This window comes from Streptomyces sp. SirexAA-E (genome assembly GCF_000177195.2).
GTDB lineage: Bacteria > Actinomycetota > Actinomycetes > Streptomycetales > Streptomycetaceae > Streptomyces > Streptomyces flavovirens.
On the sequence record NC_015953.1, the window covers coordinates 3,815,887 to 3,838,787 of the forward strand.

At 71.8% G+C, this 22,901-nt stretch carries 22 protein-coding genes, 1 tRNA gene and 1 pseudogene; 9 read left to right on the top strand and 15 right to left on the bottom strand.

The window, feature by feature from the left end; translation table 11 throughout:
* Positions 1-66 precede the first annotated feature (66 nt).
* The 5 genes from SACTE_RS16965 to SACTE_RS16985 all read left to right on the top strand — a co-directional run bounded on the left by SACTE_RS16965 (position 67) and on the right by SACTE_RS16985 (position 6,924).
* Entirely contained in the window at positions 67-987 is a 921-nt protein-coding gene (locus SACTE_RS16965) for an amidohydrolase family protein (RefSeq protein WP_014047256.1), read from the top strand.
* Positions 988-1,069: 82 nt separating this feature from the next.
* Positions 1,070-1,810, top strand: coding sequence for a response regulator transcription factor (locus tag SACTE_RS16970; RefSeq protein ID WP_014047257.1), 741 nt, complete (start codon positions 1,070-1,072; stop codon positions 1,808-1,810).
* A gap of 4 nt (positions 1,811-1,814) precedes the next feature.
* On the top strand, positions 1,815-3,440 hold the full coding sequence (locus SACTE_RS16975; RefSeq protein ID WP_014047258.1) for a HAMP domain-containing sensor histidine kinase: 1,626 nt from the start codon (positions 1,815-1,817) through the stop codon (positions 3,438-3,440).
* A 26-nt stretch (positions 3,441-3,466) separates the two neighbouring features.
* Positions 3,467-4,771: a bifunctional glycosyltransferase family 2/GtrA family protein gene (locus tag SACTE_RS16980; RefSeq protein WP_014047259.1), complete on the top strand. Its 1,305-nt coding sequence runs from the start codon at positions 3,467-3,469 to the stop codon at positions 4,769-4,771.
* On the top strand, positions 4,768-6,924 hold the full coding sequence (locus tag SACTE_RS16985; RefSeq protein WP_014047260.1) for a glycosyltransferase family 39 protein: 2,157 nt from the start codon (positions 4,768-4,770) through the stop codon (positions 6,922-6,924). Before SACTE_RS16980 ends, SACTE_RS16985 begins: the two co-directional genes overlap by 4 nt.
* A 12-nt stretch (positions 6,925-6,936) precedes the next feature.
* Here the strand turns inward: SACTE_RS16985 and SACTE_RS16990 are convergent, their stop codons facing one another.
* Positions 6,937-7,794, bottom strand: a complete 858-nt coding sequence (locus tag SACTE_RS16990; protein ID WP_026358955.1) for an endonuclease/exonuclease/phosphatase family protein — start codon at positions 7,792-7,794, stop codon at positions 6,937-6,939.
* Between the two features lie 163 nt (positions 7,795-7,957).
* On the opposite strand from SACTE_RS16990, the pseudogene SACTE_RS16995 reads away from it, so the two are divergent.
* Positions 7,958-9,506: pseudogene (locus SACTE_RS16995) on the top strand (MFS transporter).
* A 109-nt stretch (positions 9,507-9,615) separates the two neighbouring features.
* Positions 9,616-10,434 carry a TetR/AcrR family transcriptional regulator gene (locus SACTE_RS17000; RefSeq protein ID WP_014047262.1) on the top strand — a complete coding sequence of 273 codons (819 nt, stop codon included), beginning with the start codon at positions 9,616-9,618 and terminating at the stop codon, positions 10,432-10,434.
* On the opposite strand, the gene SACTE_RS17005 is transcribed toward SACTE_RS17000, so the two are convergent.
* The 5 genes from SACTE_RS17005 to SACTE_RS17025 all read right to left on the bottom strand — a co-directional run bounded on the left by SACTE_RS17005 (position 10,428) and on the right by SACTE_RS17025 (position 15,914).
* On the bottom strand, positions 10,428-11,381 hold the full coding sequence (locus SACTE_RS17005) for an NAD(P)-dependent oxidoreductase (protein WP_014047263.1): 954 nt from the start codon (positions 11,379-11,381) through the stop codon (positions 10,428-10,430). The two genes, SACTE_RS17000 and SACTE_RS17005, sit on opposite strands and share 7 nt — an antisense overlap.
* A gap of 1 nt (position 11,382) precedes the next feature.
* Complete coding sequence (locus SACTE_RS17010) at positions 11,383-11,853, bottom strand: PPOX class F420-dependent oxidoreductase (protein ID WP_014047264.1); 471 nt, start codon at positions 11,851-11,853, stop codon at positions 11,383-11,385.
* 28 nt (positions 11,854-11,881) lie between these two features.
* A complete protein-coding gene (locus SACTE_RS17015; protein ID WP_014047265.1) occupies positions 11,882-12,697 on the bottom strand; it encodes a YceI family protein in 816 nt (271 codons plus the stop codon).
* A gap of 173 nt (positions 12,698-12,870) precedes the next feature.
* A complete protein-coding gene (locus tag SACTE_RS17020) occupies positions 12,871-15,378 on the bottom strand; it encodes an MFS transporter (RefSeq protein ID WP_014047266.1) in 2,508 nt (835 codons plus the stop codon).
* Positions 15,379-15,401: 23 nt separating this feature from the next.
* Positions 15,402-15,914 (bottom strand): MarR family winged helix-turn-helix transcriptional regulator, encoded by a 513-nt coding sequence (locus tag SACTE_RS17025; RefSeq protein ID WP_014047267.1) that lies wholly within the window; start codon positions 15,912-15,914, stop codon positions 15,402-15,404.
* 360 nt (positions 15,915-16,274) lie between these two features.
* Here SACTE_RS17025 and SACTE_RS17030 point away from each other — a divergent pair, with 360 nt between their 5' ends.
* Complete coding sequence (locus tag SACTE_RS17030; RefSeq protein WP_014047268.1) at positions 16,275-16,490, top strand: hypothetical protein; 216 nt, start codon at positions 16,275-16,277, stop codon at positions 16,488-16,490.
* A gap of 199 nt (positions 16,491-16,689) precedes the next feature.
* Here the strand turns inward: SACTE_RS17030 and SACTE_RS17035 are convergent, their stop codons facing one another.
* The 8 genes from SACTE_RS17035 to SACTE_RS17070 all read right to left on the bottom strand — a co-directional run bounded on the left by SACTE_RS17035 (position 16,690) and on the right by SACTE_RS17070 (position 21,404).
* On the bottom strand, positions 16,690-17,556 hold the full coding sequence (locus SACTE_RS17035; RefSeq protein WP_014047269.1) for an RNA polymerase sigma factor SigF: 867 nt from the start codon (positions 17,554-17,556) through the stop codon (positions 16,690-16,692).
* A 234-nt stretch (positions 17,557-17,790) separates the two neighbouring features.
* Positions 17,791-18,648, bottom strand: a complete 858-nt coding sequence (locus SACTE_RS17040; protein ID WP_014047270.1) for an RNA polymerase sigma factor SigF — start codon at positions 18,646-18,648, stop codon at positions 17,791-17,793.
* Between the two features lie 185 nt (positions 18,649-18,833).
* Positions 18,834-19,127, bottom strand: a complete 294-nt coding sequence (locus SACTE_RS17045; RefSeq protein ID WP_014047271.1) for a Dabb family protein — start codon at positions 19,125-19,127, stop codon at positions 18,834-18,836.
* Positions 19,128-19,137: 10 nt separating this feature from the next.
* Complete coding sequence (locus SACTE_RS17050) at positions 19,138-19,332, bottom strand: hypothetical protein (RefSeq protein WP_019992457.1); 195 nt, start codon at positions 19,330-19,332, stop codon at positions 19,138-19,140.
* A 433-nt stretch (positions 19,333-19,765) separates the two neighbouring features.
* Positions 19,766-19,850, bottom strand: a tRNA-Ser gene (locus SACTE_RS17055).
* A 78-nt stretch (positions 19,851-19,928) separates the two neighbouring features.
* On the bottom strand, positions 19,929-20,357 hold the full coding sequence (tadA, locus tag SACTE_RS17060; RefSeq protein WP_014047273.1) for a tRNA adenosine(34) deaminase TadA: 429 nt from the start codon (positions 20,355-20,357) through the stop codon (positions 19,929-19,931).
* An 81-nt stretch (positions 20,358-20,438) separates the two neighbouring features.
* Positions 20,439-21,014 carry a hypothetical protein gene (locus tag SACTE_RS17065; protein ID WP_014047274.1) on the bottom strand — a complete coding sequence of 192 codons (576 nt, stop codon included), beginning with the start codon at positions 21,012-21,014 and terminating at the stop codon, positions 20,439-20,441.
* A 207-nt stretch (positions 21,015-21,221) separates the two neighbouring features.
* Positions 21,222-21,404 carry a hypothetical protein gene (locus SACTE_RS17070; protein ID WP_226995237.1) on the bottom strand — a complete coding sequence of 61 codons (183 nt, stop codon included), beginning with the start codon at positions 21,402-21,404 and terminating at the stop codon, positions 21,222-21,224.
* Between the two features lie 169 nt (positions 21,405-21,573).
* On the opposite strand from SACTE_RS17070, the gene upp reads away from it, so the two are divergent.
* The gene (gene upp, locus SACTE_RS17075) at positions 21,574-22,209 is read left to right on the top strand and encodes a uracil phosphoribosyltransferase (protein WP_014047276.1); all 636 of its coding nucleotides are present in this window, start codon (positions 21,574-21,576) and stop codon (positions 22,207-22,209) included.
* A 39-nt stretch (positions 22,210-22,248) separates the two neighbouring features.
* Here upp and SACTE_RS17080 read toward each other — a convergent pair whose 3' ends face one another.
* The gene (locus tag SACTE_RS17080; protein WP_019992455.1) at positions 22,249-22,845 is read right to left on the bottom strand and encodes a LytR C-terminal domain-containing protein; all 597 of its coding nucleotides are present in this window, start codon (positions 22,843-22,845) and stop codon (positions 22,249-22,251) included.
* Positions 22,846-22,901: the final 56 nt, after the last annotated feature.

The window sequence follows — 22,901 nt, forward strand, 5'->3', positions numbered from 1 at the left end:
TCGTGGCGGGCCGTCGAGAAGAAGCCTCGTCGCGGGCCGGCAAAGGGAGAGCGGAGGGTGCGGCGGATGGACAGGGACAGGAATCGGGACGGGGACGGGGACGCGAACAGGCACAGGGACGGGGACCGCGACGACGTCGTGCGGTTCTGGGAGCGGCTCGGGCTGCCCGGGATCATCGACGTCCACACGCACTTCATGCCGGAGCGGGTGCTCCGCAAGGTCTGGGCGTACTTCGACTCGGCGGGGCCGCTGACCGGCATGGAGTGGCCGATCACCTACCGGCACGACGAGGACGAACGCCTCGCCCTGCTGCGTTCCTTCGGGGTGCTGCGGTTCACCGCCATGCTCTACCCCCACAAGGCGGGGATGGCCGCCTGGCTGAACGAGTGGGCGGCCGGGTTCGCCGCGCGGGTGCCGGACTGCCTGCACACCGCGACCTTCTTCCCGGAGGAGGGCGTCGAGCGCTATGTGCGTCAGGCGGTCGAGGGCGGGGCGCGGGTCTTCAAGTCGCACCTCCAGGTCGGGGCGTACGACGCGAACGACCCGCTGTTGGAGCCCGTGTGGGGGCTGCTCTCCGAGGCCGGTGTCCCGGTGGTCATGCACTGCGGTTCCGGTCCAGCGCCGGGGAAGTACACCGGGCCCGAACCGGTCGGCCGGCTGCTGTCCCGCCACCCGCGGCTGCGGCTGGTGGTGGCGCACATGGGGATGCCGGAGTACGCGGAGTTCCTGGCGCTGGCGTCGGCGTACCCCGAGGTGCGGCTCGACACGACGATGGCGTTCACCGACTTCACCGAGGAGTTCACGCCGTTCCCGGTCACCGAGCGCGGCCGGCTGGCGGACCTCGGGGACCGGATCCTGCTCGGCACGGACTTCCCGAACATCCCGTATCCCTACGCCCATCAGCTGCACGCCCTGGAGCGGCTGGGGCTCGGCGACGACTGGTTGCGGGCCGTGTGCCACAAGAACGCGAGGGCGCTGTTCGGCTGACCGCCGGCCGGTGGGCCCGTTTCTCAGGAAATTCACAGGTGGGCGCAAGGTCTCTCTCACGGCCGTCTCACAGCCTTGAGGCATGACGACGACGACCTCGCCCCAGGGGCGCACCGAACTGCTCAGGCCGGACCGCCACCCCGTGCGCGTCCTGATCGTGGACGACGAGGCCCCGCTCGCCGAACTGCTCTCCATGGCCCTGCGCTACGAGGGCTGGGAGGTGCGCAGCGCCGGGGACGGTGCCGAGGCACTGCGGGCGGCGCGGGACTTCCGGCCCGACGCGGTGATCCTGGACGTGATGCTGCCCGACATGGACGGGCTCACGGTGCTGGGCCGACTGCGCCGGGAGGCCCCGGACGTGCCGGTACTGTTCCTGACCGCGCGGGACGCGGTGGAGGACCGCATCGCCGGGCTCACGGCGGGCGGCGACGACTACGTCACCAAGCCCTTCAGCCTGGAGGAGGTGGTGGCCCGGCTGCGCGGGCTGATCCGGCGCTCGGGCACGGCCGTCGCGCGCAGCGAGTCGACGCTCGTCGTCGGCGACCTGGTCCTGGACGAGGACAGCCACGAGGTGAGCCGGGGGGACGACTCCATCCACCTCACGGCGACCGAGTTCGAGCTGCTGCGTTTCCTGATGCGCAACCCGCGCCGGGTGCTCAGCAAGGCGCAGATCCTGGACCGCGTCTGGAACTACGACTTCGGCGGCCAGGCGAACGTCGTCGAGCTGTACATCTCGTACCTGCGCAAGAAGATCGACGCGGGGCGCAGCCCCATGATCCACACCCGGCGCGGGGCGGGATACCTGATCAAGCCCGGTGAGTGACCCGATGGCCTCAGCACGCGCGCGCACCGGGAGGCCGTGGACGCTGCGGACCCGGCTCGTGGTGTACGCGGTGACGCTCATCGCGGTCGTCGCGGCCGTGATCGGCTCGGTCACCACGATCGCCTTCCAGAGCTACATGTACGGCAAGCTGGACAGCCAGCTGCACGACATCGCCGCACGCGCCCAGCCGCGTCCCCCGGGTGACGGCGGAGGCAAGCCCGCCCCCGGTGGCGGCGCCGACCCGCTGGACCTCATCGGTGCGGGCAGCGGACAGCCGTTCAAGACGTTCGGAGCCGTGTACGTGGACGGCTCCGTCATCGAGTCGAAGGTGACCAAGCGGGGCAGCCTGCCGGCCCAGGACAGGACCGAGCCGCTGACCGGCGCCCAGACGAGCGCCCTGGAGGCGGCCGCCGTCACCCCGGACGGCGAGGCGCACGACGTGGAGCTTCCCGGCCTCGGCGGTTACCGGGTGGAGGCCGTCCCTTCGGGCAGCGGTACGACCGTCCTCGTCGGCGTCCCCACCGCCGAGGTCAACAAGGCGATCACCACCCTGATCCTGGTCGAGGTCTGTGTCACCGGTGCCGGTCTCGTCGCCGCCGGGATCGCGGGCACCGCGATGGTCGGTGTCGCCCTGCGCCCGCTGCGCCGGGTGGTCGCCACCGCGACCCGGGTCTCCGAACTCCCCCTGCACAGCGGCGAGGTCGCCCTGCTGGAACGCGTCCCCGACGCCGAGGCCGACCCGCGTACGGAGGTCGGCCAGGTCGGCGCGGCCCTCAACCGGATGCTGGGCCACGTCGGTTCGGCCCTGGACGCCCGGCAGCGGAGCGAGACGCGGGTTCGGCAGTTCGTCGCCGACGCCAGCCACGAACTGCGGACCCCGCTCGCCTCGATCCGCGGGTACGCCGAGCTGACCCGGCGCGGACGGGAGCAGGCCGGGCCGGACACCCGGCACGCGCTGGGACGGATCGAGTCCGAGGCCGAGCGGATGACCGGCATGGTCGAGGACCTGCTGCTCCTGGCCAGACTCGACGCCGGACGGCCGCTCTCCTACGAGAGCACCGATCTCTCACCGCTCGTCGTCGACGCGGTGAGCGACGCCCGCGCGGCCGACCGGGCCGCGCACGGACACGGGGCGGGGCCGTCCCACCACTGGCGGCTGGAGCTGCCCGAGGTGCCCGCGACCGTGCACGCCGACCCTGCCCGGATCCAGCAGGTCCTGGTCAACCTGCTGGCGAACGCCCGCACCCACACACCGCCCGGGACGACCGTCACGGTCCGGGTGTGCCCGGCGCGCGGCGACCTGCCCTGGGTGACCCTGGAGGTCCGGGACGACGGGCCCGGCATCCCCGACGGGCTGCTGCCGCACGTCTTCGAGCGGTTCGCCCGAGGTGACGCCTCACGGTCCCGGCAGGCCGGGTCGACGGGGCTGGGCCTCGCCATCGTGCAGGCCGTCGTGGCCGCGCACGGTGGCCGGGTGGAGGTGCGCTCGGTGCCCGGGGACACGGCGTTCGCGGTCCGGCTGCCGGCGGACGCGGTGTACGAGGACCGGGCCGCCGGAGCCCCGGTGAGCGGCCCGGAGGGCGCCGTGGCGCACTCACAGGGCGGCCACAGGCACAGCACACGGGTGTGACAGCGGGGTTGGCGAGTGTCGATGTCATGCAAACCGACACCCCTTGGAGCACTCTGCCGGCCCGGGAGCACCTCCTGGCCGCGGCGGTCGATGCGGCCGGTGCTCCCGTACTCGACGTAGTGGTTCCCGTCTACAACGAGGAGAAGGACCTCGAACCCTGTGTGCTCCGCCTGCACGACCACCTGACCCGGACCTTCCCCTACCCCTTCCGCATCACCGTCGCGGACAACGCGAGCACCGACCGCACGCCCCAGGTGGCGGACCGGCTCGCCGCGGTGATCCCCCAGGTGCGGTCGTACCGGCTGGAGGAGAAGGGCCGGGGACGGGCACTGCGCACCGTCTGGTCCCACTCCGACTCCCCGGTCCTCGCCTACATGGACGTCGACCTCTCGACCGACCTCAACGCGCTGCTGCCGCTGGTCGCGCCGCTCATCTCCGGCCACTCGGACCTCGCCATCGGCTCACGGCTGAGCCGGAGTTCGCGGGTGGTGCGGGGATCGAAGCGGGAGTTCATCTCGCGGTCCTACAACCTCATCCTGCGTTCCTCGCTGTCCGCCCGGTTCAGCGACGCCCAGTGCGGGTTCAAGGCGATACGGCGGGAGGTCGCCGAGCGGCTGCTGCCGATGGTCGAGGACACCGGCTGGTTCTTCGACACGGAGATGCTGGTGCTCGCGGAGCGGGCCGGGCTGCGCATCCACGAGGTGCCGGTCGACTGGGTCGACGACCCGGACTCCACCGTGCACATCGTGCGGACCGCCACGGACGACCTCAAGGGCGTCTGGCGGGTCGGCCGCGCGCTGGCCACCGGGGCGCTGCCGCTGGACCGCCTGGCGCGGCCCTTCGGCGACGACCCGCGCGACCGCGGCGTACCGGGGGTGCCCGGCGGCCTCGCCCGGCAACTGGTCGGCTTCTGTGTGGTCGGTGCGCTCTCCACGCTCGTCTACCTCGCCCTGTACTCCCTCTTCCGGCTGGGCGCCGGCCCGCAGATCGCCAACGGCGCGGCCCTCCTGGTCTCCGCCGTCGCCAACACGGCGGCCAACCGAAGGCTCACCTTCGGCGTACGCGGGCGGGGCGGGTCCGTACGGCACCAGGCGCAGGGGCTGGTCGTCTTCGCCATCGGCCTCGCGCTGACCAGCGGTTCGCTCGCGGCCCTGGACACGGCCTCCGGGTCGCCGTCGCACGGCACGGAACTCGCCGTGCTGATCGCCGCCAACCTCGCGGCGACGGTGCTGCGGTTCCTGCTCTTCCGCGCCTGGGTCTTCCCCGACCGGCGCACCGACCACCCCGGCGCCCGGCCGGGGGCCGCCCACGCACCGAGGGACGCGCGATGACCGCCACCCATCCCGACCGCCTCGCGGTACCGCACCGCACATCCGGCCACGGCCGCCCGGCCCCCTCACTGCCGCAGCGCGTGTGGCGGGGCAGGCCCGAGGACCCGCGCTGGGCACGGCCCGCCTTCCTCGGCCTGCTCCTGGCCGTCACGCTCGCCTACCTGTGGAACCTCGGCGCCTCCGGCTACGCCAACTCCTTCTACTCCGCGGCCGTCCAGGCCGGAAGCCAGAGCTGGAAGGCCTTCTTCTTCGGTTCGCTGGACGCCGCCAACGCCATCACCGTCGACAAGCCCCCGGCCACGCTCTGGCCGATGGCCCTCTCGGTGCGCGTCTTCGGGCTGAGCTCCTGGGCGATCCTGGCCCCGCAGGTCCTGATGGGCGTCGCGACGGCCGGTGTCCTGTACGCCGCCGTGCGCCGCCGCTTCAGCGCGGGTGCCGGGCTGATCACCATGGCGGTCTTCGCGCTGACGCCGGTGGCCGCGCTGATGTTCCGCTTCAACAACCCGGACGCCCTGCTCGCCCTGCTGATGACCGTGACCGTCTACTGCGTGCTGCGCGCCCTGGAAGGCGGCCGGACGAAGTGGCTGGTGTGGGCGGGGGTCGCGGTGGGGCTCGCGTTCCTGTCCAAGACCCTGCAGGCGTTCCTGATCCTGCCGCCGCTGGCGGTGCTGTACGCGGTGTGCGCCCCGGTGTCCGTACGGAAGCGGTTCGGGCAGCTCGGTGTGTCCGCCCTCGCGATGGTCGTCGCCGGCGGCTGGTGGGTGGCGCTCGTGGAGCTGTGGCCCGCGTCCTCGCGTCCGTACATCGGCGGATCGCAGAACAACTCCTTCCTGGAACTCACCTTCGGCTACAACGGGCTCGGCCGGATCAACGGCGAGGAGACCGGCAGCGTCGGCGGGGGCGGCGGTGGCGGCCAGGGCGGCGGCTGGGGGGAGACCGGCCTCGGCCGGATGTTCAACTCCGAGATCGGCGGCCAGATCTCCTGGCTGCTGCCCGCCGCGCTGCTGCTGCTCGTCGCCGGTCTCTGGCTGACCCGGCGGACGAAGCGGACCGACACCGCGCGTGCGGCGTTCCTCGCCTGGGGCGGCTCGCTGCTGATGACGGCCCTCGTCTTCAGCTTCATGGCCGGGATCTTCCACCAGTACTACACGGTGGCCCTGGCGCCCTACCTCGCGGCGCTGACCGGCATGGGCGCCACGGTCCTGTGGGAGGAGCGGTCCCGCTGGTGGGCGGGGGCCACGCTCGGGACGGCCGTCGCGGTGACCGCCGTGTGGTCGTACGTCCTGCTGGGGCGCACCCCCGACTACCTCCCCTGGCTGCGCTGGGCCGTGCTGATCGGCGGATCGGTGGCAGCGGTGGGGCTGCTGCTGGCCGCACGGCTGGGCAGGACCCTGGCACTGGGCGCGGTCGGGCTGGGGCTGGCCGCGTCGCTGGCCGGGCCGACGGCGTACACCGTCAGCACGCTGAACACCGGGCACCAGGGATCGATCGTCACCGCCGGGCCGTCCGGCGCGAGCATGGGCGGACCGGGCGGCGGCCGGGGCGGCGGCCCGGGCGAAGGCGGGCCCGGCGGCGGGCAGCCTCCCGGTCAGGGCACCCAGCAGGGCGGCGGCCAGGCACCGGGCAACGCCCAGGGCACCGCGCCCGGCGGCACCCCGGGCCGGAACCAGGGCCAGAACCAGGGCCAGGCGCCCGGGAACGGTGCGCAGGCCGGCGGCATGCCCGGAGGCGGCATGGGCGAGGGCGGCCCGGGCGGGGGCGGCGGTGGCATGGGCGGACTGCTGGGCGGCTCGACCGTCGACACCGAGGCCACGACGCTGCTCGGCCAGAACGCCGACGCCTACACCTGGGTCGCCGCGGCCGTGGGATCCCAGAACGCCGCGAGCTACCAGCTCGCCACCGGCGACCCCGTGATGGCGATCGGCGGCTTCAACGGCAGCGACCCGTCACCCACGCTCGCCCAGTTCAAGCAGTACGTGGACGACGGAGAGATCCACTACTTCGTGTCCGGAGGCATGGGCGGCGGCGGGGCGGGTTCCGAAGGCACCTCGTCCCAGATCTCGGCCTGGGTGGAGGAGAACTTCAAGGAGGTCACCGTCCAGAGCGCGACCTTCTACGACCTCACCCAGCCGGTGAGCGGGAGCACTTCCTAGGAAGGGAGCGGCCTAACGCCGCAGCTCCAGATCGGCGACGAGCGGGCGGTGGTCCGAGGCGAGGGTCTCGGCCACCGCCGCTTCGCGTACCCGCACCTGACCGGCCCCCGTCCTCCCCGCCTTGGACACCGCGACGAAGTCGATCCGGTTCACCGGGTCCGCGGCCGGGAACGTCGGCGCCCCCGGATCGGCGTCCGTGAGCTCCTTCCAGAGCGGGGCGAGCTCAGGCGCGTCCGGGGTCGCGTTGAAGTCACCCAGCAGGATCCTGTGCCCCCGGTCCCGCGCCATGATCCGCCGGGTCTCGGCGACCTGAACGGTCCGCACGGACGGGTCGGGTCGGTAGTCCAGGTGCGTCACGTACACACGCACCGGCAGCCCCCGCACCCGGAGCAGTACCTCTCCGAAGCCCGGGGCGGGCGCCGGGACCGGATCGGGGTCCTGGGTCGACAGGCGGGTGATCTCGTGGTTCTCGGCGTCCAGGATCCGGTACCGGGACAGCACCGCCACCCCGAACTCCCGCCGGGGCTCACCCACCGCCACCGGGTCGAGGCTGTAGACCGGCGCGAACGACACGTTCATGTGCAGCCGCTCGGCCAGCTCGGACGCCAGATCGCGCCACTCGCTGCGCGCGCCCCAGTGTGCGTCGACCTCCTGGAGGCCGATCACATCCGCGCCCAGGGCTCTCAGTTGTGCCGCCTGCCGGTCCAGGTCGAAGACCCCGTCCATGCCCGCGCCCGCGTGGATGTTGTATGTCGCGACGCGCAGGGGCACCACGTGCCCTCGCTCCGCGGCCCCCGCGGGCGGCGCGAACGCCGTCGCCAAGAGGCCCGCGGCGATCGACAGGCCCGCCGTACGGCGACGCAGAGACACCCCGAACCACCTCTCCACCGCTTTCCCGACAGCTCCCGGCGCGCCGGGAGAGCTACCCGCGTCCGCCGCGCCCCTAAACGAGTTGTACGGCGTACAAGCCTGTTCTACGGTGTACGAGAAAACGTCCCGTACGCCGTAGAAGAGCTCGGAGACAGGAGCCCGTATGACAGCCACCGCCGCCGAACGGCACGACCCCGCCCCCCCTGGGCGGCCATCCGCAGCGCTGGCTGATCCTCGGCGTCATCTGCCTCGCCCAGCTCACCGTGCTGCTGGACAACACCGTCCTCAACGTCGCGATCCCCTCCCTCACCACCGAGTTGGGAGCCTCCACCGCCGATGTGCAGTGGATGATCAACGCCTACTCCCTCGTCCAGTCCGGTCTGCTGCTCACCGCGGGCAGCGCCTCCGACCGCTACGGCCGCAAGAAGATGCTCGTCATCGGCCTCACGCTGTTCGGCATCGGCTCGCTGGTGGCCGGACTCGCCCAGTCCCCGGGCCAGTTGATCGCCGCCCGGGCCGGCATGGGGATCGGCGGCGCGCTGCTGCTGACGACCACCCTCGCCGTGGTGGTGCAGATCTTCGACGACACCGAACGCGTCAAGGCGATCGGCATCTGGTCCACGGTCAGCTCGCTCGGCTTCGCCGCGGGCCCGCTGCTCGGCGGGGTGATGCTCGACCACTTCTGGTGGGGCGCGATCTTCCTGATCAACATCCCGGTCGCGGTCGTCGGCCTCGTCGCCGTCGTCCGGCTCGTCCCGGAGTCGAAGAACCCGCGCGGCGACCGTCCCGACCTGCTGGGTGCCCTGCTCTCCACCCTCGGCATGGCCGCCGTCGTCTACGCGATCATCTCCGGCCCCGAACACGGCTGGACGTCCGGGCAGGTCCTGCTGACCGCCTTCACGGGGATCGCCTTCCTCACCGGCTTCGTCCTGTGGGAGCTCCACATCCCCCATCCGATGCTGGACATGCACTTCTTCCGGAACCAGCGGTTCGTCGGCGCGGTCGCCGGCTCGATCCTCGTGGCCTTCGGCATGGGCGGCTCGCTCTTCCTGCTCACCCAGCACCTCCAGTTCGTCCTGGGGTACAGCCCGCTGGAGGCCGGTCTGCGCACCGCCCCGCTCGCGCTGACCGTGATCGTGCTCAACCTCGCCGGACTCGGCGCCCGTCTCGTGCCGAAGATGGGCACGCCCGCCACCATCGCCACCGGTATGAGTCTGCTGGCCGCCGGTCTCGCGGCCGTCGCCCTGCTCGGACGCGAGGCCTACGGCGGCATGCTGGGCGGCCTCGTCGTCATGGGGGCGGGCATCGCCCTCGCCATGCCCGCCATGGCCAACGCGATCATGAGCGCCATCCCGCCGGAGAAGGCCGGTGTCGGGGCCGGGGTCAACGGCACGCTCGCCGAGTTCGGCAACGGCCTCGGCGTCGCCGTGCTCGGCGCCGTACTCACCTCGCGCTTCACGGCCCTCGTGCCGGCCTCCGTCGGGGCGGCCTCGCTGCCCGCCGCGCTGGCCGCCGCGCGGGGAGAGGGGGAGCGGCACCGGATCACCGGCGCCTTCGCCGACGGACTGGCGGCCAGTCAGCTGGTGGGCGCGGTGGCGGTGCTGGCCGGCGGGCTGCTGACCGCCGTGCTGCTGCGCCGGGCCGGACGCCTCCAGGCCGCCGCGCCACCGGGCCCCAGTCCGGTGGACCCGGCGTCTGAGCAGCGGGCATAGCATCGGACGGACACCGTGCCGTACGCCGTGACGCAGTGAGCGGCGTACGGCTTCGGTGGAGACGGACGCCCCACATGTCCGTACCGTCGGCAGGACAGGAGAACGCGCCATGGGATCCGCGGCAGACCGAGCGAAGAGTTCCGCCCGGGTCAGCGTGTGGCTGGACCGGCGGACACCGGCGCGTACCCGCAAGGCCGACCAGCCGGCCGGCCTCGACCGGGAGCGGATCACCGCGGCCACCGTCCGGCTGCTGGACGCCGAAGGCCTCACCAAGTTCTCCATGCGCCGCCTCGCCGCCGAGCTCGACGTCACGGCGATGTCCCTCTACTGGTACGTGGACACCAAGGACGATCTGCTGGAACTGGCCCTCGACACGGTCTACGGCGAGATCGGCCCGGCCCGCGAGGACGCCGACTGGCCGGAGAGGCTGCGCGAACTGGCCACCAGCTACCGGAAGATGCTGGTCGCCCACGTCTGGGCGTCCGCGCTCATCGGGAAATATCTGAACATCGGCCCGAACGCGATGCTGTTCTCGTACGCCGTCCAGGACGTCGTCCGGGCCACCGGGCTGCCGCTCGGCAGCCAGACGGGCGCGATGTCCGCCGTCTTCCAGTTCGTCTACGGATTCGGCACCCAGGAGGGGCACATCGTGCAGCGCTCCAAGGACGCCGGGCTCAGCCAGGACGAGTTCTACCAGCAGGCGATCGGCGCCGTCCGGGCCGATCCCGAGCTCAAGCGGATCGTCGAGCCGTCGGAAGCCATCATGGACGCCCGCGGCGGCACCACCGTGGAGGAGATGCGGGAACGCGACTTCCTGCTCGCCCTCGACATCCTCGTCACCGGGATCGAGGCGATGTGCGCACGGGAGGCGGACCGCGGTGAGGGCCGTACGGAGGACCGTACGGCCCCGGAGCTCCGGCGTCAGTAACCGCGCCCGGTGTCCACCGCCAGCGCGGGTGTCCTGCCCTGCGCCACCGCGTCCCAGCACGCCTCGAAGTCGGTGACGACGTCCTCGTCGGCCGTGAGTCCGGCGGAGTGCGAGGTGACCACCGTGCGCGGGAGCCGCCAGACGCGGTCGTCGGGGCCCGGAGGCTCGTCGGGCAGCACGTCGAGGACGGCCCGGCGAACCGAGCCGTCGCGCAGCGCGGCCTCCAGCGCGTCCAGGTCGACCGAGGCGCCCCGGCCGACGTTGACGAACGAGGCACCCCGCATCGCGGCGAACCGCCGGCCGCCGAAGAACCCCTCGGTGGCCCCGGTCAGCGGCAGCGTGGACACCACCCAGCGTGCGGCGGCCAGTTCCTCCGCCTCCTCGGCGCCGCCGACCGCCACCACCCGGTCGAAGCCGGGCAGCGGGCCGCCGGGAGTGCGGCGCACACCCACCGTGCGCACGGAGCACGCCCGCAGCAGGGCGGCGACCGCGGATCCGATGCGCCCGGTGCCGTGGACGACCGCCGTGTCCCCGGCCACGAGCGAGGACGGGAGGCGGTGCCAGACGCCACGGGCGTGCTGCGCGGTGTGCTCCGGGACCGACTGGCACTCGGCGAGCATCCAGCCCAGCACGTACTGGGCGATGCGCTCACCCATGCGGCCCACGGTCCGGGTCAGCAGTGCCCCGTCCGGCCAGGGACCGGCGGCCAGGAGCGCGTCCGTGCCCGCGTAGACGCTGTGGAACCACACCAGCCGCCCGTCCCGCAGCGCGTCGGGCAGGGTGTCCCCGACGTACAGGACGGGCCCCTCGGGCACCGCACCGGGCGCCTGCTCCGCCGGGCGCCCGGTGATCCGCTCCAGCGCGCGGACCACCGACGCGTCCAGGCCCGGCGCGGTCAGCAGCCGGGCGCGGTCGAGCAGCCCGGTCTCCGGCGGTGGCCCGCTCATGTCAGCCACCGTCGGACAGCCGCGCGGGGAAGCCGCCGGTGGCGATCGGGCCCCAGCGCTCCGGGGTGATCCTGATGATCGACTTCCCCTGCTTCACCATCGCCGCCCGGTACTCGTCCCAGTCCGGGTGCTCTCCGGAGATGTTGCGGAAGTACTCGACGAGGGGCTCGACCGAGTCCGGGGTGTCGATCACCTCGGCCGAGCCGTCGATCTGGACCCAGGGGCCGTTCCACTCGTCCGACAGGACGATCACGCTGACCCGCTCGTCCCGCTTGGCGTTACGGGTCTTGGCGCGCTCGGGATACGTCGAGACGACGATCCGGCCCGCGTCGTCCACGCCGCAGGTCAGCGGGGACCCCTGGGGCCGGCCGTCGGACCGGGTGGTCAGCAGGATCGCCCGGTGCCGGGGACGAACGAAGTCCAGCAGATCCGCGAGCTCGACGGTGGTGTTGGTCGCGATGTTCGGTGCCATGCGGCCAGCCTAGGGCTTCCCGTTCGCATCAGGCCGGGACCACGTCCCCCTGTACGGCCTGGATGTCGAGCTCCACCCGCAGGGTCGTGCCGATGGCCGAGATGCCCGCCTGCACGACCTGGTTGTAGTTCATCGCGAAGTCGTCCCGGCGCAGCTCCGCGGTGGCGTGGAAGGCCGCCCGCACCCCGCCCCAGGGGTCCGGGCCGGTGCCCAGGTAGCTGAGGTCGAGGTCGACGTCCCGGGCGACGCCGTGCATGCTGAGGACGCCGTTCACCGTCCAGCGGTCAGGACCGGCCGGGGTCAGGGCGCGGGACCGGTAGGTGATCTCCGGGAACCGCTCCACGTCCAGGAAGTCCGGCGAGCGCAGGTGCTTGTCCCGCATGCCGTTGCCGGTGTCGATGCTGGCGGCGCTGATGGAGGCCTCCACGCGCGAGCGCTGGACGTCCGCAGCGATGTCGATCCGGCCGCTGAACTCGGTGAACCGGCCGTGCACGCTGGAGATCCCCAGGTGCTGCGCGACCGCGGCCACCGAGGAGTGCACCGGGTCCAGGGACCAGGCGCCCGGCGGCGGCAGCTCCACACCGCCCTGCCGGGCCAGCACCACGGTGCCGGCCTCGACCCGGCCGCTGGCCGCGACGAGTGCGGTCGAGGCGGCGGGGGCGTATCCGACCGCCGTGACGATCACCGTGTAGGCCCCGGCCGGCAGCAGGTCGTCGGTCCGGACGGCCCCGTCCTCGTCTGCGGTGGCCCGGACCACCTGTGTGCCCGTCATGTCGGTCACCGTCACGACCGCGTGCTGGACGGCCCAGCCGTCCCGCGTGCGTACGTGTGCTCGAAGTCCCATCCCGTTCTCTCTCCTTGCTCACTCACTCGGTGACTCGATGAGTCGGGCCCCGGGCGGGAACGGCAGGCCGTCCCCTGCCTGCCGTTCCCGCCACGGGGCCCATTTCCACCGGCGGACACAGCCTCTCCGCTCGAAGCGCTGTACCGCCAGGGGTCTTTGTGGATCTTCGGTGTCTACTCGCCCGGGTGGGCGAGCTCGATGTCGTGGCCGTCGATCCCGCCGCCGGCCACGGTCAGCGAGCCCGCCACCGGCGGGTAGCCGGTCGCGACCACGGAGTACTCACCGGCGTCCAGGTCGGTGAAGGCGTAGACGCCGTCCTCCCCGGTCGTCGAGGTGCCGACCACGTTGCCGGCCGCGTCGATCAGCGTGACACGGGCGTCCGGCAGCGGCGCCCGGCCGGAACCGGCCCTGACGACACCGCGCACCAGCGCACCGGCCCGCAGGACCGCGTCGGCACGGGTGACGCCCTGGCCGCCGATCTCCACCGGCAGCGCCAGCGGGCGGAAGCCGGCGGCGGTCACGGCGACCGTCACCGCACCGGGGATCAGCTCGCCGAAGACGAACTCACCCGCCGCGTCCGAGACACCGGTGGCGAGGACGTCACCGCGGACGTCGGTCACCACGACCATCGCGCCCTCGACCGGGGCACCGCCCTCGGCGGTCCGCACGGTCCCGGCGAGACCGCTCGTGCCGGCCAGCAGGATGTCGTACGCCAGGGCTTCGTCGCCGACGACCACGGTGGACGCCTGCGGCTGGAAACCGTCCGCGGAGGCGATCAGGACGTAGCTGCCCGCGCCCGGCGCGTCCAGGACGTACCCGCCGTCGGCCTGGGCGACGGAGCGCCCGAGCTGCCGGCCGCCCAGCGAGATCAGGGTGACGGCGGCCTGGGCGACGGGTGCGCCCTCCGCGCCGCGCACCACACCGCGGACGGGGGTGCCGCCCTGCGGAGCGGGCGGGGTGTCCGCGAGCGCCGCGACCGGAGCCTGCGGGGCGTCCTGGACCTCGACGGCGGGGAGCTGCGCCGTCGTCCCGGAGACCGCGGCGGGGGCACCGACGGTGGCCTCCACGGGAGCCTCGGCGGTGGCCGGGACCTTGTCGTTTCCGGCGTTCGTCTTCAGGGCGACCTCCTTGATGAAGAGCGTCAGCAGGAAGGCGAGCAGCGCGGCCGGTGCGGCGTACAGGAAGACGTCGGCGACACCGTGACCGTAAGCCGCCTCCATGACCGTGCGGAACGGGGCGGGGAGCGCGTCCAGGTCGGGGATGCCTCCGCCGCCGGTACCGCCGTGGCCCAGCTTGGCGCCCTCGGGGCCGAGGTCGGCGAGGCCGTCCTTGACGTACTGGGTCACGCGGTTGCCCAGGACGGCACCCAGCGCCGAGACGCCGATCGCACCACCCAGGGAACGGAAGAACGTGACGACGGAGCTGGCCGCGCCGAGGTCGGCCGGGGCCACCTGGTTCTGCGTGGCGAGGACCAGGTTCTGCATCATCATGCCGATGCCGAGACCCATCACGAACATGAAGATCGCGATGTGCCAGTACGCGGTGTCGTACCGGATGGTGCCCAGCATCCCGAGGCCCGCGGTGAGCAGGAAGCCACCGCTGACCAGCCAGGCCTTCCAGCGGCCCGTCTTGGTGATGATCTGGCCCGAGAGGGTCGAGGAGAGGAAGAGCCCCGCGATCATCGGGATGGTCATGACACCGGACATCGTCGGCGACTTGCCGCGCGCCAGCTGGAAGTACTGGCTGAAGAAGACGGTTCCGGCGAACATGCCGATACCGACGAACAGCGAGGCGGCCGAGGCCAGCGTGATGGTGCGGTTGCGGAAGAGGCGCAGCGGGATGATCGGCTCGCGGGCCCGGGACTCGACGAGGACGAAGATCAGCGCGAGCAGCACGGCGCCCACGACCATGACGACGGTCTGCCAGGAGATCCAGTCGTACTTGTCGCCCGCGAAGGTCACCCAGAGCAGCAGCAGGGAGACGGCGGAGCTGATGAAGAACGCGCCCCACCAGTCGACCTTGACCTCGCGCTTGACGACCGGGAGCTTCAGGGTCTTCTGGAGCACGATCAGGGCGATGACCGCGAACGGCACACCCACGTAGAAGCACCAGCGCCAGCCCATCCAGCTGGTGTCGGTGATGACACCGCCGAGCAGCGGGCCGCCGACGGTGGCGACGGCGAAGACCGCGCCGAGGTAGCCGCTGTACCGCCCGCGCTCGCGCGGGGAGATCATCGCGGCCATCACGATCTGGGCGAGGGCGGAGAGACCGCCGACGCCGATGCCCTGCACGACACGGCAGGTGATGAGCATGCCGCTGCTGGTCGAGAGACCGGCCACTATCGAGCCGGCCACGTAGATGATCAGGGCTATCTGGACCAGCAGCTTCTTGCTGAACAGGTCGGCGAGCTTGCCCCACAGGGGGGTGGTGGCGGTCATGGCCAGCAGCGAGGCCGTGACGACCCAGGTGTAGGCGCTCTGGCCGCCGCCGAGGTCGGAGATGATCTCCGGCAGGGCGTTGGAGACGACCGTCGACGACAGGATCGCGACGAACATGCCGAGCAGCAGCCCGGTCAGTGCTTCCATGATCTGCCGGTGTGTCATCGGCGTGCCTGCGGGGGCTTCGGGGGCCCCGTGCTTGGCGTGGCCGCCCCGCACACCGGATGGTGTGGTCGTAGCCATGGATTTCCTTGTCTTTGCTTCTGTTACACGGGTGTACGGGTGTACGAGTCGTCGGAGTGCCCGACGTGGCAGTCGCCGCTGTGCCGTCCGGGGGTGCAACCACCGGGGCCTCGGCAGGCGAAGCTGTCCCGCAGCCGGGCCAGCAACGTGTTGAGCTGCCCGACTTCTTCGTCGGACCAGTCGATGAGGTTGTGGGCGAACATCTCGGTCGTCCGCCGGCTCAGGTCGTCGAGGAGTTCCTCACCCGCGGGGGTCAGCCGCAGGATGCGGGACCGCCTGTCAGTGGGGTCCGCGAGCCGCTCCACCCAGCCGTTCTCCACGGCGTGGGCCACATGTCTGCTGGTCACAGACATGTCCACGGCCAGGAGCTCGGCCAGTCGCGTGATCCGCATCTCGCCGTACCTGCTCAGGAGCGTCAGCACGGAGGCCGAGCCACCGGGACACTCGGCGGGCAGGATGCGGGCGAGGCCCCGCTTGACGGCTCCGACGGCGCTGAGCTGACGGGCCAGTTCTTCGTACTGGCTCCGTGCGGCCACCGGCCCTCCAGAGATCTCACGGGTGCATCTTGTTGCTTAGGGCAACGATAGAAGCCGTTGGTTGCCCCAGGCAAACGAAACGGGGCTTGCAGAAGTAAAGGAACGCAAAAGCCTCCGTAGGGTCGCGGTCAAGCCCCCAGCGCACACGGGGCGCGATGCCGTACGTGTGTTCCTCGGCACACCCGCGACGGGCGCCCGTGGCGCCCCGCGCGCACGTCCGGCACGCCGCGCGGCCGGTCGTCGACCCCGCCCGGGGTCCGCGCCGGAGGTGCCAGGAGGACCACCGGCCCGTGACGGGGCATCAGCCGTAGGAGACCCGGGGGTTGGGCGATACCGGTGAGTTCGCTAGGGTCTCGGGCCATGGCACACAACCCCCACGCCCCGCAGCCGGGCCCCGAGGGCACTCACGACCCGGCGGGCAGCACGCAGATGTTCCGCGCGTTCGTCGACGAGGGCGAGCCGCAGCGCAGGCAGCAGACCGCGGCGGCCCCGTCCGGCCCGAAGACCGGCGTGATCGTGGCCGTCGTCGCGGTCGTCGTCATCCTCGGCGCGGTCGCCTGGCTCGCGCTCGGCTGACCGAACCACGTCCCCGTCCTCCACCCTCTACCCCGTCGGCATCCCGGACCGCGGCGCACCCGCCGTCGGCCCCGGGGTCCCGCGGAGAACACGGCACGGCCGCCGGAGCGGCGGTGGTGCCGCCCCGGCGGCCGATGGAGCCGTACGCCCGCGCGACGCCCCGTGCGGGGACACCGCGTGCCGGGTGGTGCGCGCGAGGTCAGTCCGCGATCAGGCCCTCCCGGAGCTGGGTGAGCGTCCGGGTCAGCAGCCGAGAGACGTGCATCTGCGAGATGCCGACCTCCTCGCCGATCTGCGACTGGGTCATGTTGGCGAAGAAGCGCAGCATGATGATCTGCCGCTCGCGGGGCGGCAGCTTGGCCAGCAGCGGCTTGAGCGACTCGCGGTACTCGACGCCCTCCAGGGCCGCGTCCTCGTACCCCAGACGGTCCGCCAGCGAGCCCTCGCCGCCGTCGTCCTCCGGGGAGGGGGAGTCCAGCGAGGAGGCCGTGTAGGCGTTGCCGACGGCCAGCCCGTCGACCACGTCCTCCTCGGAGACGCCCAGCGCCTTGGCCAGCTCCGGGACCGTCGGCGAACGGTCGAGCTTCTGGGCGAGCTCGTCGCTCGCCTTGGTGAGCGCCAGGCGCAGCTCCTGGAGCCGGCGCGGCACCCGCACCGACCACGAGGTGTCGCGGAAGAAGCGCTTGATCTCCCCCACGACGGTCGGCATGGCGAAGGTGGGGAACTCCACGCCCCGCTCGCAGTCGAAGCGGTCGATCGCCTTGATCAGGCCGATCGTGCCGACCTGGACGATGTCCTCCATGGGCTCGTTACGGCTGCGGAACCGTGCCGCCGCGTAGCGCACGAGCGGGAGGTTGAGCTCGATGAGTGTGTCCCGGACGTAGGCCCGCTCCGGGCTGTCCGTCCCGTCGGGTCCCGAGGCGGGTCCCAGAGCGGCGAGCCGCAGGAACAGGGAGCGGGACAGCGTACGGGTGTCGATGGCTTCCGACGAGCTGGTGAGCACGGCAGGTGCGGGCGCGCTCTTCGTGAGCGTGAGCACCTTCGAGCTGCCCTGGTCTACGGACATGCCACCCCCTTGAGGTCGCGGACGGTCGCGGTGGCCACGACCATCGGAGGAACGCAGCCTCCACCTGAATACCGGAGGTAGGGCTGCGGCAAACGCGGTTCCAGCAGAATGTCACATGTCGGCAACACGCTGTAGTGACAAGTCGACAAGTGAACGGTGAAACCGCGCAGGAAACAGGGGGTGTGCGGCTTTTACGCCCCGGATACGGGCCCCAGGAGGGTCTACCCGTTCCGGTTACGCCTCGATCCTGTTTGCGGACCTCAGGCGGGCGAAGCTTCTGGCCAGAAGTCTTGACACGTGCATCTGGGAGACACCCAGTTCGGCGCTGATCTGTGACTGCGTCAGGTTGTTGTAGTAGCGCAGCAGCAGGATCCGCTGCTCCCGCTCGGGGAGCTGGACGAGCAGATGCCGTACCAGGTCGCGGTGTTCGACCCCGGCCAGCGCCGGGTCCTCGTAGCCGAGCCGGTCCAGCAGGCCGGGCAGCCCGTCGCCCTCCTGCGCCGCCTCCAGCGAGGTCGCGTGGTAGGAGCGGCCCGCCTCGATGCAGGCGAGGACCTCCTCCTCGGAGATCTTCAGCCGCTGGGCGATCTCGGCGGTCGTGGGCGAGCGTCCGTGAGCGGTCGTCAGGTCCTCGGTGGCACCGGTGACCTGGACCCACAGTTCGTGCAGCCGGCGCGGCACGTGCACGGTGCGCACGTTGTCCCGGAAGTAGCGCTTGATCTCGCCGACCACGGTGGGCATGGCGAACGTCGGGAACTGCACGCCGCGTTCCGGGTCGAAGCGGTCGATAGCGTTGATGAGGCCGATGGTGCCGACCTGGACGACGTCTTCCATCGGCTCGTTGCGGCTGCGGAAACGGGCCGCGGCGTACCGCACCAGCGGCAGGTTCGCCTCGATCAGGGCGGTGCGCACCCTGTCGTGCTCGGGGGTGCCCGGTTCGAGGTCCTTGAGACGGCCGAAGAGCACCTGGGTGAGCGCCCTGGTGTCCGCGCCCCGGGTCCTGCCGGGCGCGGAGGGTTCGGGGGTCTCGGTCTGGATGTCGTCGGTCTGGACGTTCTGGGGCGGGACTTGAGGCGCTGTACTGGCCGGCACGGTGTCGCCACCCCTTTGCGGTCAACTACGGTCAACTCATCCGTCAAAAGCGGTCATAGCATCACAAGACATGTCCACTGTAAGCAAGCACCGCATAGTGTCGTGTTGTCCCTGATTTGGTTTAAACATGCTGAAAAGCCCCTCTCCTGAAGGATGAGGGGCCTCGGGGCGGGCGCGCGGGTACGTCAGAACGGGTAGTCGGCGATCACCCAAGTGGCGAACTCGCGCCACCGTCCGGCCGCGGCCTGGTGGTCCGGGTGCTCGACGTACCGCTTCAGGGCTTCCTCGTCCTCCACCGCGGAGTTGATGGCGAAGTCGTAGGCGATGGGCCGGTCCGTGATGTTCCAGGCGCACTCCCAGAACCGCAGCTCGGGGATCTTCCCGCCGAGCGCCCGGAAGGCCTCGGCCCCGGCGACGACCCGCGGATCGTCCCGCTCGACGCCGTCGTTCAGCTTGAACAGGACCAGGTGGCGGATCATGGGATCTCTCCTACTTCACGAGCTCGGACATGAAGTCCCCGACGCTCTGGGCGGCGCTCGATATGCCTTCGAAGCCCACCTGGACGAGGTCGGCGGCGCGTTCGGGGGACGTGATGATCGTGTACAGCACGAAGACCACAATCAAGTAGAGCGCGATCTTCTTCGCGTGCGCCACAGCCCGCCCCCGCCTGTCCCCGTCGATCACCAGTGCAGTCGGGAGATTCTAGCCGCACACCTGCTCGTTTCCGGGGGCCGTCGCGGATCACTGACGCGGCTTTTAGGGACCAAGGGCCTGTGGTTCCAGGCCCTTTGCCCCCGGTCGCGGCTTCTGTCGAGGAGCACCATGGAAGACAGGCCCGTTCATGGCATCCATGCGGCGGGCCGAGGGACGGGGCCCATGAGGCCCGCGCCGCGCGACTTCCCCCTGACCGCGGCGCGACCGGACTCCGTCCTCACCGGGGGAAGCGGCTTGTCCCCCCGATGCCGCTTCCCCCGACCTCTGCCTACGCGGCACGTGGCCCCGTCTCCGGTCCCCGACCGGGAGCCGGGGCCACAGCCGTACCCGCCCCGACTCCGGACGGATACGTGCCGGACATGCTCGAAGGGCCCGACGCGATGCGTCGGGCCCTTCGTGAGAGCGGTAGCGGTGGGATTTGAACCCACGGTGAGTTTCCCCACACTCGCTTTCGAGGCGAGCTCCTTCGGCCGCTCGGACACGCTACCGAGAGAGAGCTTAGACCATCCCGGGCCATGGTCGAAATCCGATTCCCGGCCCGGCGGCCGAACCCCCGGGAGGCGGCCTCAGCGCTCGCGGAAGAACGCCGTCAGCTGGGCCGCGCAGGTCTCCTCCAGGACGCCGTAGACCACTTCGGGACGATGGTTGAGCCGACGGTCCCGCAGCACGTCCCAGAGCGATCCCGCGGCTCCGGCCTTCTCGTCGCGCGCCCCGTAGACCACCCGGGCGACGCGGGACTGGACGAGCGCGCCCGCGCACATCGTGCACGGCTCCAGGGTGACCACCAGGGTGCAGCCGGTCAGCCGCCAGCCGCCGAGGACCGACGCGGCACGGCGCAGGGCGAGGACCTCGGCGTGCGCGGTCGGGTCGCCGGTCGCCTCACGCTCGTTGTGTCCGGTGGCCAGCGGGGCGCCGTCCGGGCCCAGCACAACGGCGCCGACCGGCACATCGCCGGCCGACGCCGCCTGCGCCGCCTCGTGCAGGGCCTGGCGCATGGATGCCTGCCACGGATCCCGTACGGGATCGGTGGGCGGGGGTGAGGGAGGTGTCGGTGGTGGTGCGGTCACCCGCGGACCCTAACGGACGGCCTCCAGGACATCGGCCGCGCCCAGCGCGTCGGCGATCTCCGCCAGCGCGTCGGTGCGCAGGGTCAGCAGGTCCTTCTCGGACACCCCGAGGTCGGACAGGAGCCCCAGATCACCGAGCGGCCCCGCCGGTACGGCGTCGGGGTCCTCGTCCAGGTCGAGGCCGGTGACCTCGGCCGCGGCCCGGGAACCGCCGCCGTCCTCGGCCTCCTCCGGTTCGCCGTCCTCGGTGCCGTCGAGGCCGACGAGCTCCTCCAGTGCGGCGATCTCGTCCTCGGCCCCGGGTTCGCGGCCGAGCATTTCGTCGGTGAGCAGGATCTCCCCGTACGAGGAGCGGGCGGCGGCGGACGCGTCCGAGACGTAGATACGCGGGTCCTCCTCACCGTCCACCCGGACGACGCCGAACCAGGCGTCCTCCTGCTCGATGTAGACCAGGACGGTGTCCTCGTCCACCGAGGCCTCACGGGCCAGATCCGTCAGGTCGGACAGGGTTTCCACATCGTCGAGCTCCGTATCGCTCGCTTCCCACCCGTCTTCGGTGCGCGCGAGCAGTGCGGCGAAGTACACCGTGACTCTCCCACTGTTCATAGGTGAATCGGTCCGACGGGAGGGCGGCCGGTATTCCGGTCGCTCTGGGCCCCGCCCAATCGGCATCGTGGCAGAAACGAGCGCGAAGCGAGAGGTCTTCGGCCGTTGCGTCGGCCATCAGTTCCTCAAGGGCGCTCCCACCGTGCGCCCCGCGCGCGGGGCACACGGCCCCCGGACGGCCGGGAATCACCAGCGGAACGTACGCATCCGCATCTGTTGGCGCATACGGGCCGCACGGGCCCGGCGGGGCTGCACCCGGTCGCGGAGCTGCTTGGCCTCGTGGAGTTCGCGGAGGAACTGCGCCCGGCGCCGCCGGCGCGCGGCTTCACTCTCCTGCGCGTCCCGCGCTTCCTCGCGCGCGTCGGGCAGGTCGCGCGCGTCGCGCGTGCTCCTGCGTTCTCGCGGCTGCTCCCGGTCGGGCAATCGACACACCACCCCAAGGCCTGGGTCCGTATGCCCCCACCTTCCCCCCGAACAGCTGCTTGATGCCAGCGCAGGCTTGCGAAGAGCCGGTCCCCGGCCCGGCTACTGTTGAAGCATGCGGATCCACGTCGTCGACCACCCGCTGGTGGCGCACAAACTCACCACGCTGCGCGACAAGCGCACCGACTCCCCTACCTTCCGGCGGCTCGCCGACGAGCTGGTCACCCTGCTCGCGTACGAGGCCACCAGGGACGTGCGAACCGAGCAGGTCGACATCGAGACCCCGGTGACACGCACGACCGGGGTCAAGCTGTCCCACCCGCGGCCCCTGGTCGTGCCGATCCTCCGTGCCGGCCTGGGCATGCTGGACGGCATGGTGCGGCTCCTCCCGACCGCCGAGGTCGGTTTCCTGGGCATGATCCGCAACGAGGAGACACTCCAGGCGGAGACGTACGCGACACGGATGCCCGAGGACCTCTCCGGACGCCAGGTGTACGTCCTGGACCCGATGCTGGCGACCGGCGGCACGCTGGTCGCGGCCATCCGGGAGCTGATCAAGCGGGGTGCGGACGATGTCACCGCGGTCGTGCTGCTGGCGGCCCCCGAGGGCGTCGAGGTGATGGAGCGCGAGCTGGCCGGCACCCCGGTCACGGTGGTCACGGCCTCGGTCGACGAGCGGCTCAACGAGAACGGCTACATCGTGCCGGGGCTCGGCGACGCGGGGGACCGGATGTACGGCACCGCGGAGTGACACCGAGCGGGGCCGGCCCCGGCCCCCGTTCGCTCCGGCTCAGCAGGAGGAAGGGGCCGGGGCGGGCTTCGTCAGGGCGCTGAGGGCGGACGCCGCCGCGGCGGGCGTGCTGAACGCCTTGAACTTCGTCCCGATGATCAGGTCGACGTCGCCGGTCGTGCGGGCGTCGGTCTTCCGCTCGGCGTCCGGCAGCTGGGTGCCCAGCACCGGGAACGAGCCGTCGGCGGCCGTGGGGGCGCCGAGCAGCAGTCCGGTGCCGGGGACCTTCTTGTCGTACGCGGCCGGTGCGTTGTCCACCTTGCCGATCACGAAGCCGCGCTTCTCGAGTTCGTCGGCGGCGGACTTGGCGAGTCCGCCGCGCGAGGTCGCGTTGTAGATGTTGACCTTGATGGCGGCCGGTTTCGGCAGCGCCTTCGCGGGCGCCGGCGCCGACGGGGAGGGACAGGTCTTCGGCCGGTCGGCCGCGCTGGCCTGCTTGTCGCCCCCGGTGAAGACGTCGACGAGCTGGAGGGTGCCCCACCCGGCCAGACCGAGCGCGACCACGGCGGCGACCGCCGAGAGGACCAGCTTGCCGCGACGGCGCGGACGGCGCATGCGCGGATACGCCTTGCCCGTGACGCGGTACTTCCCGCCCATGCCGGGAGGGGTCAACATGCTCATGGCCGAAGCGTAGTGCGGCGCGGAGATGATGC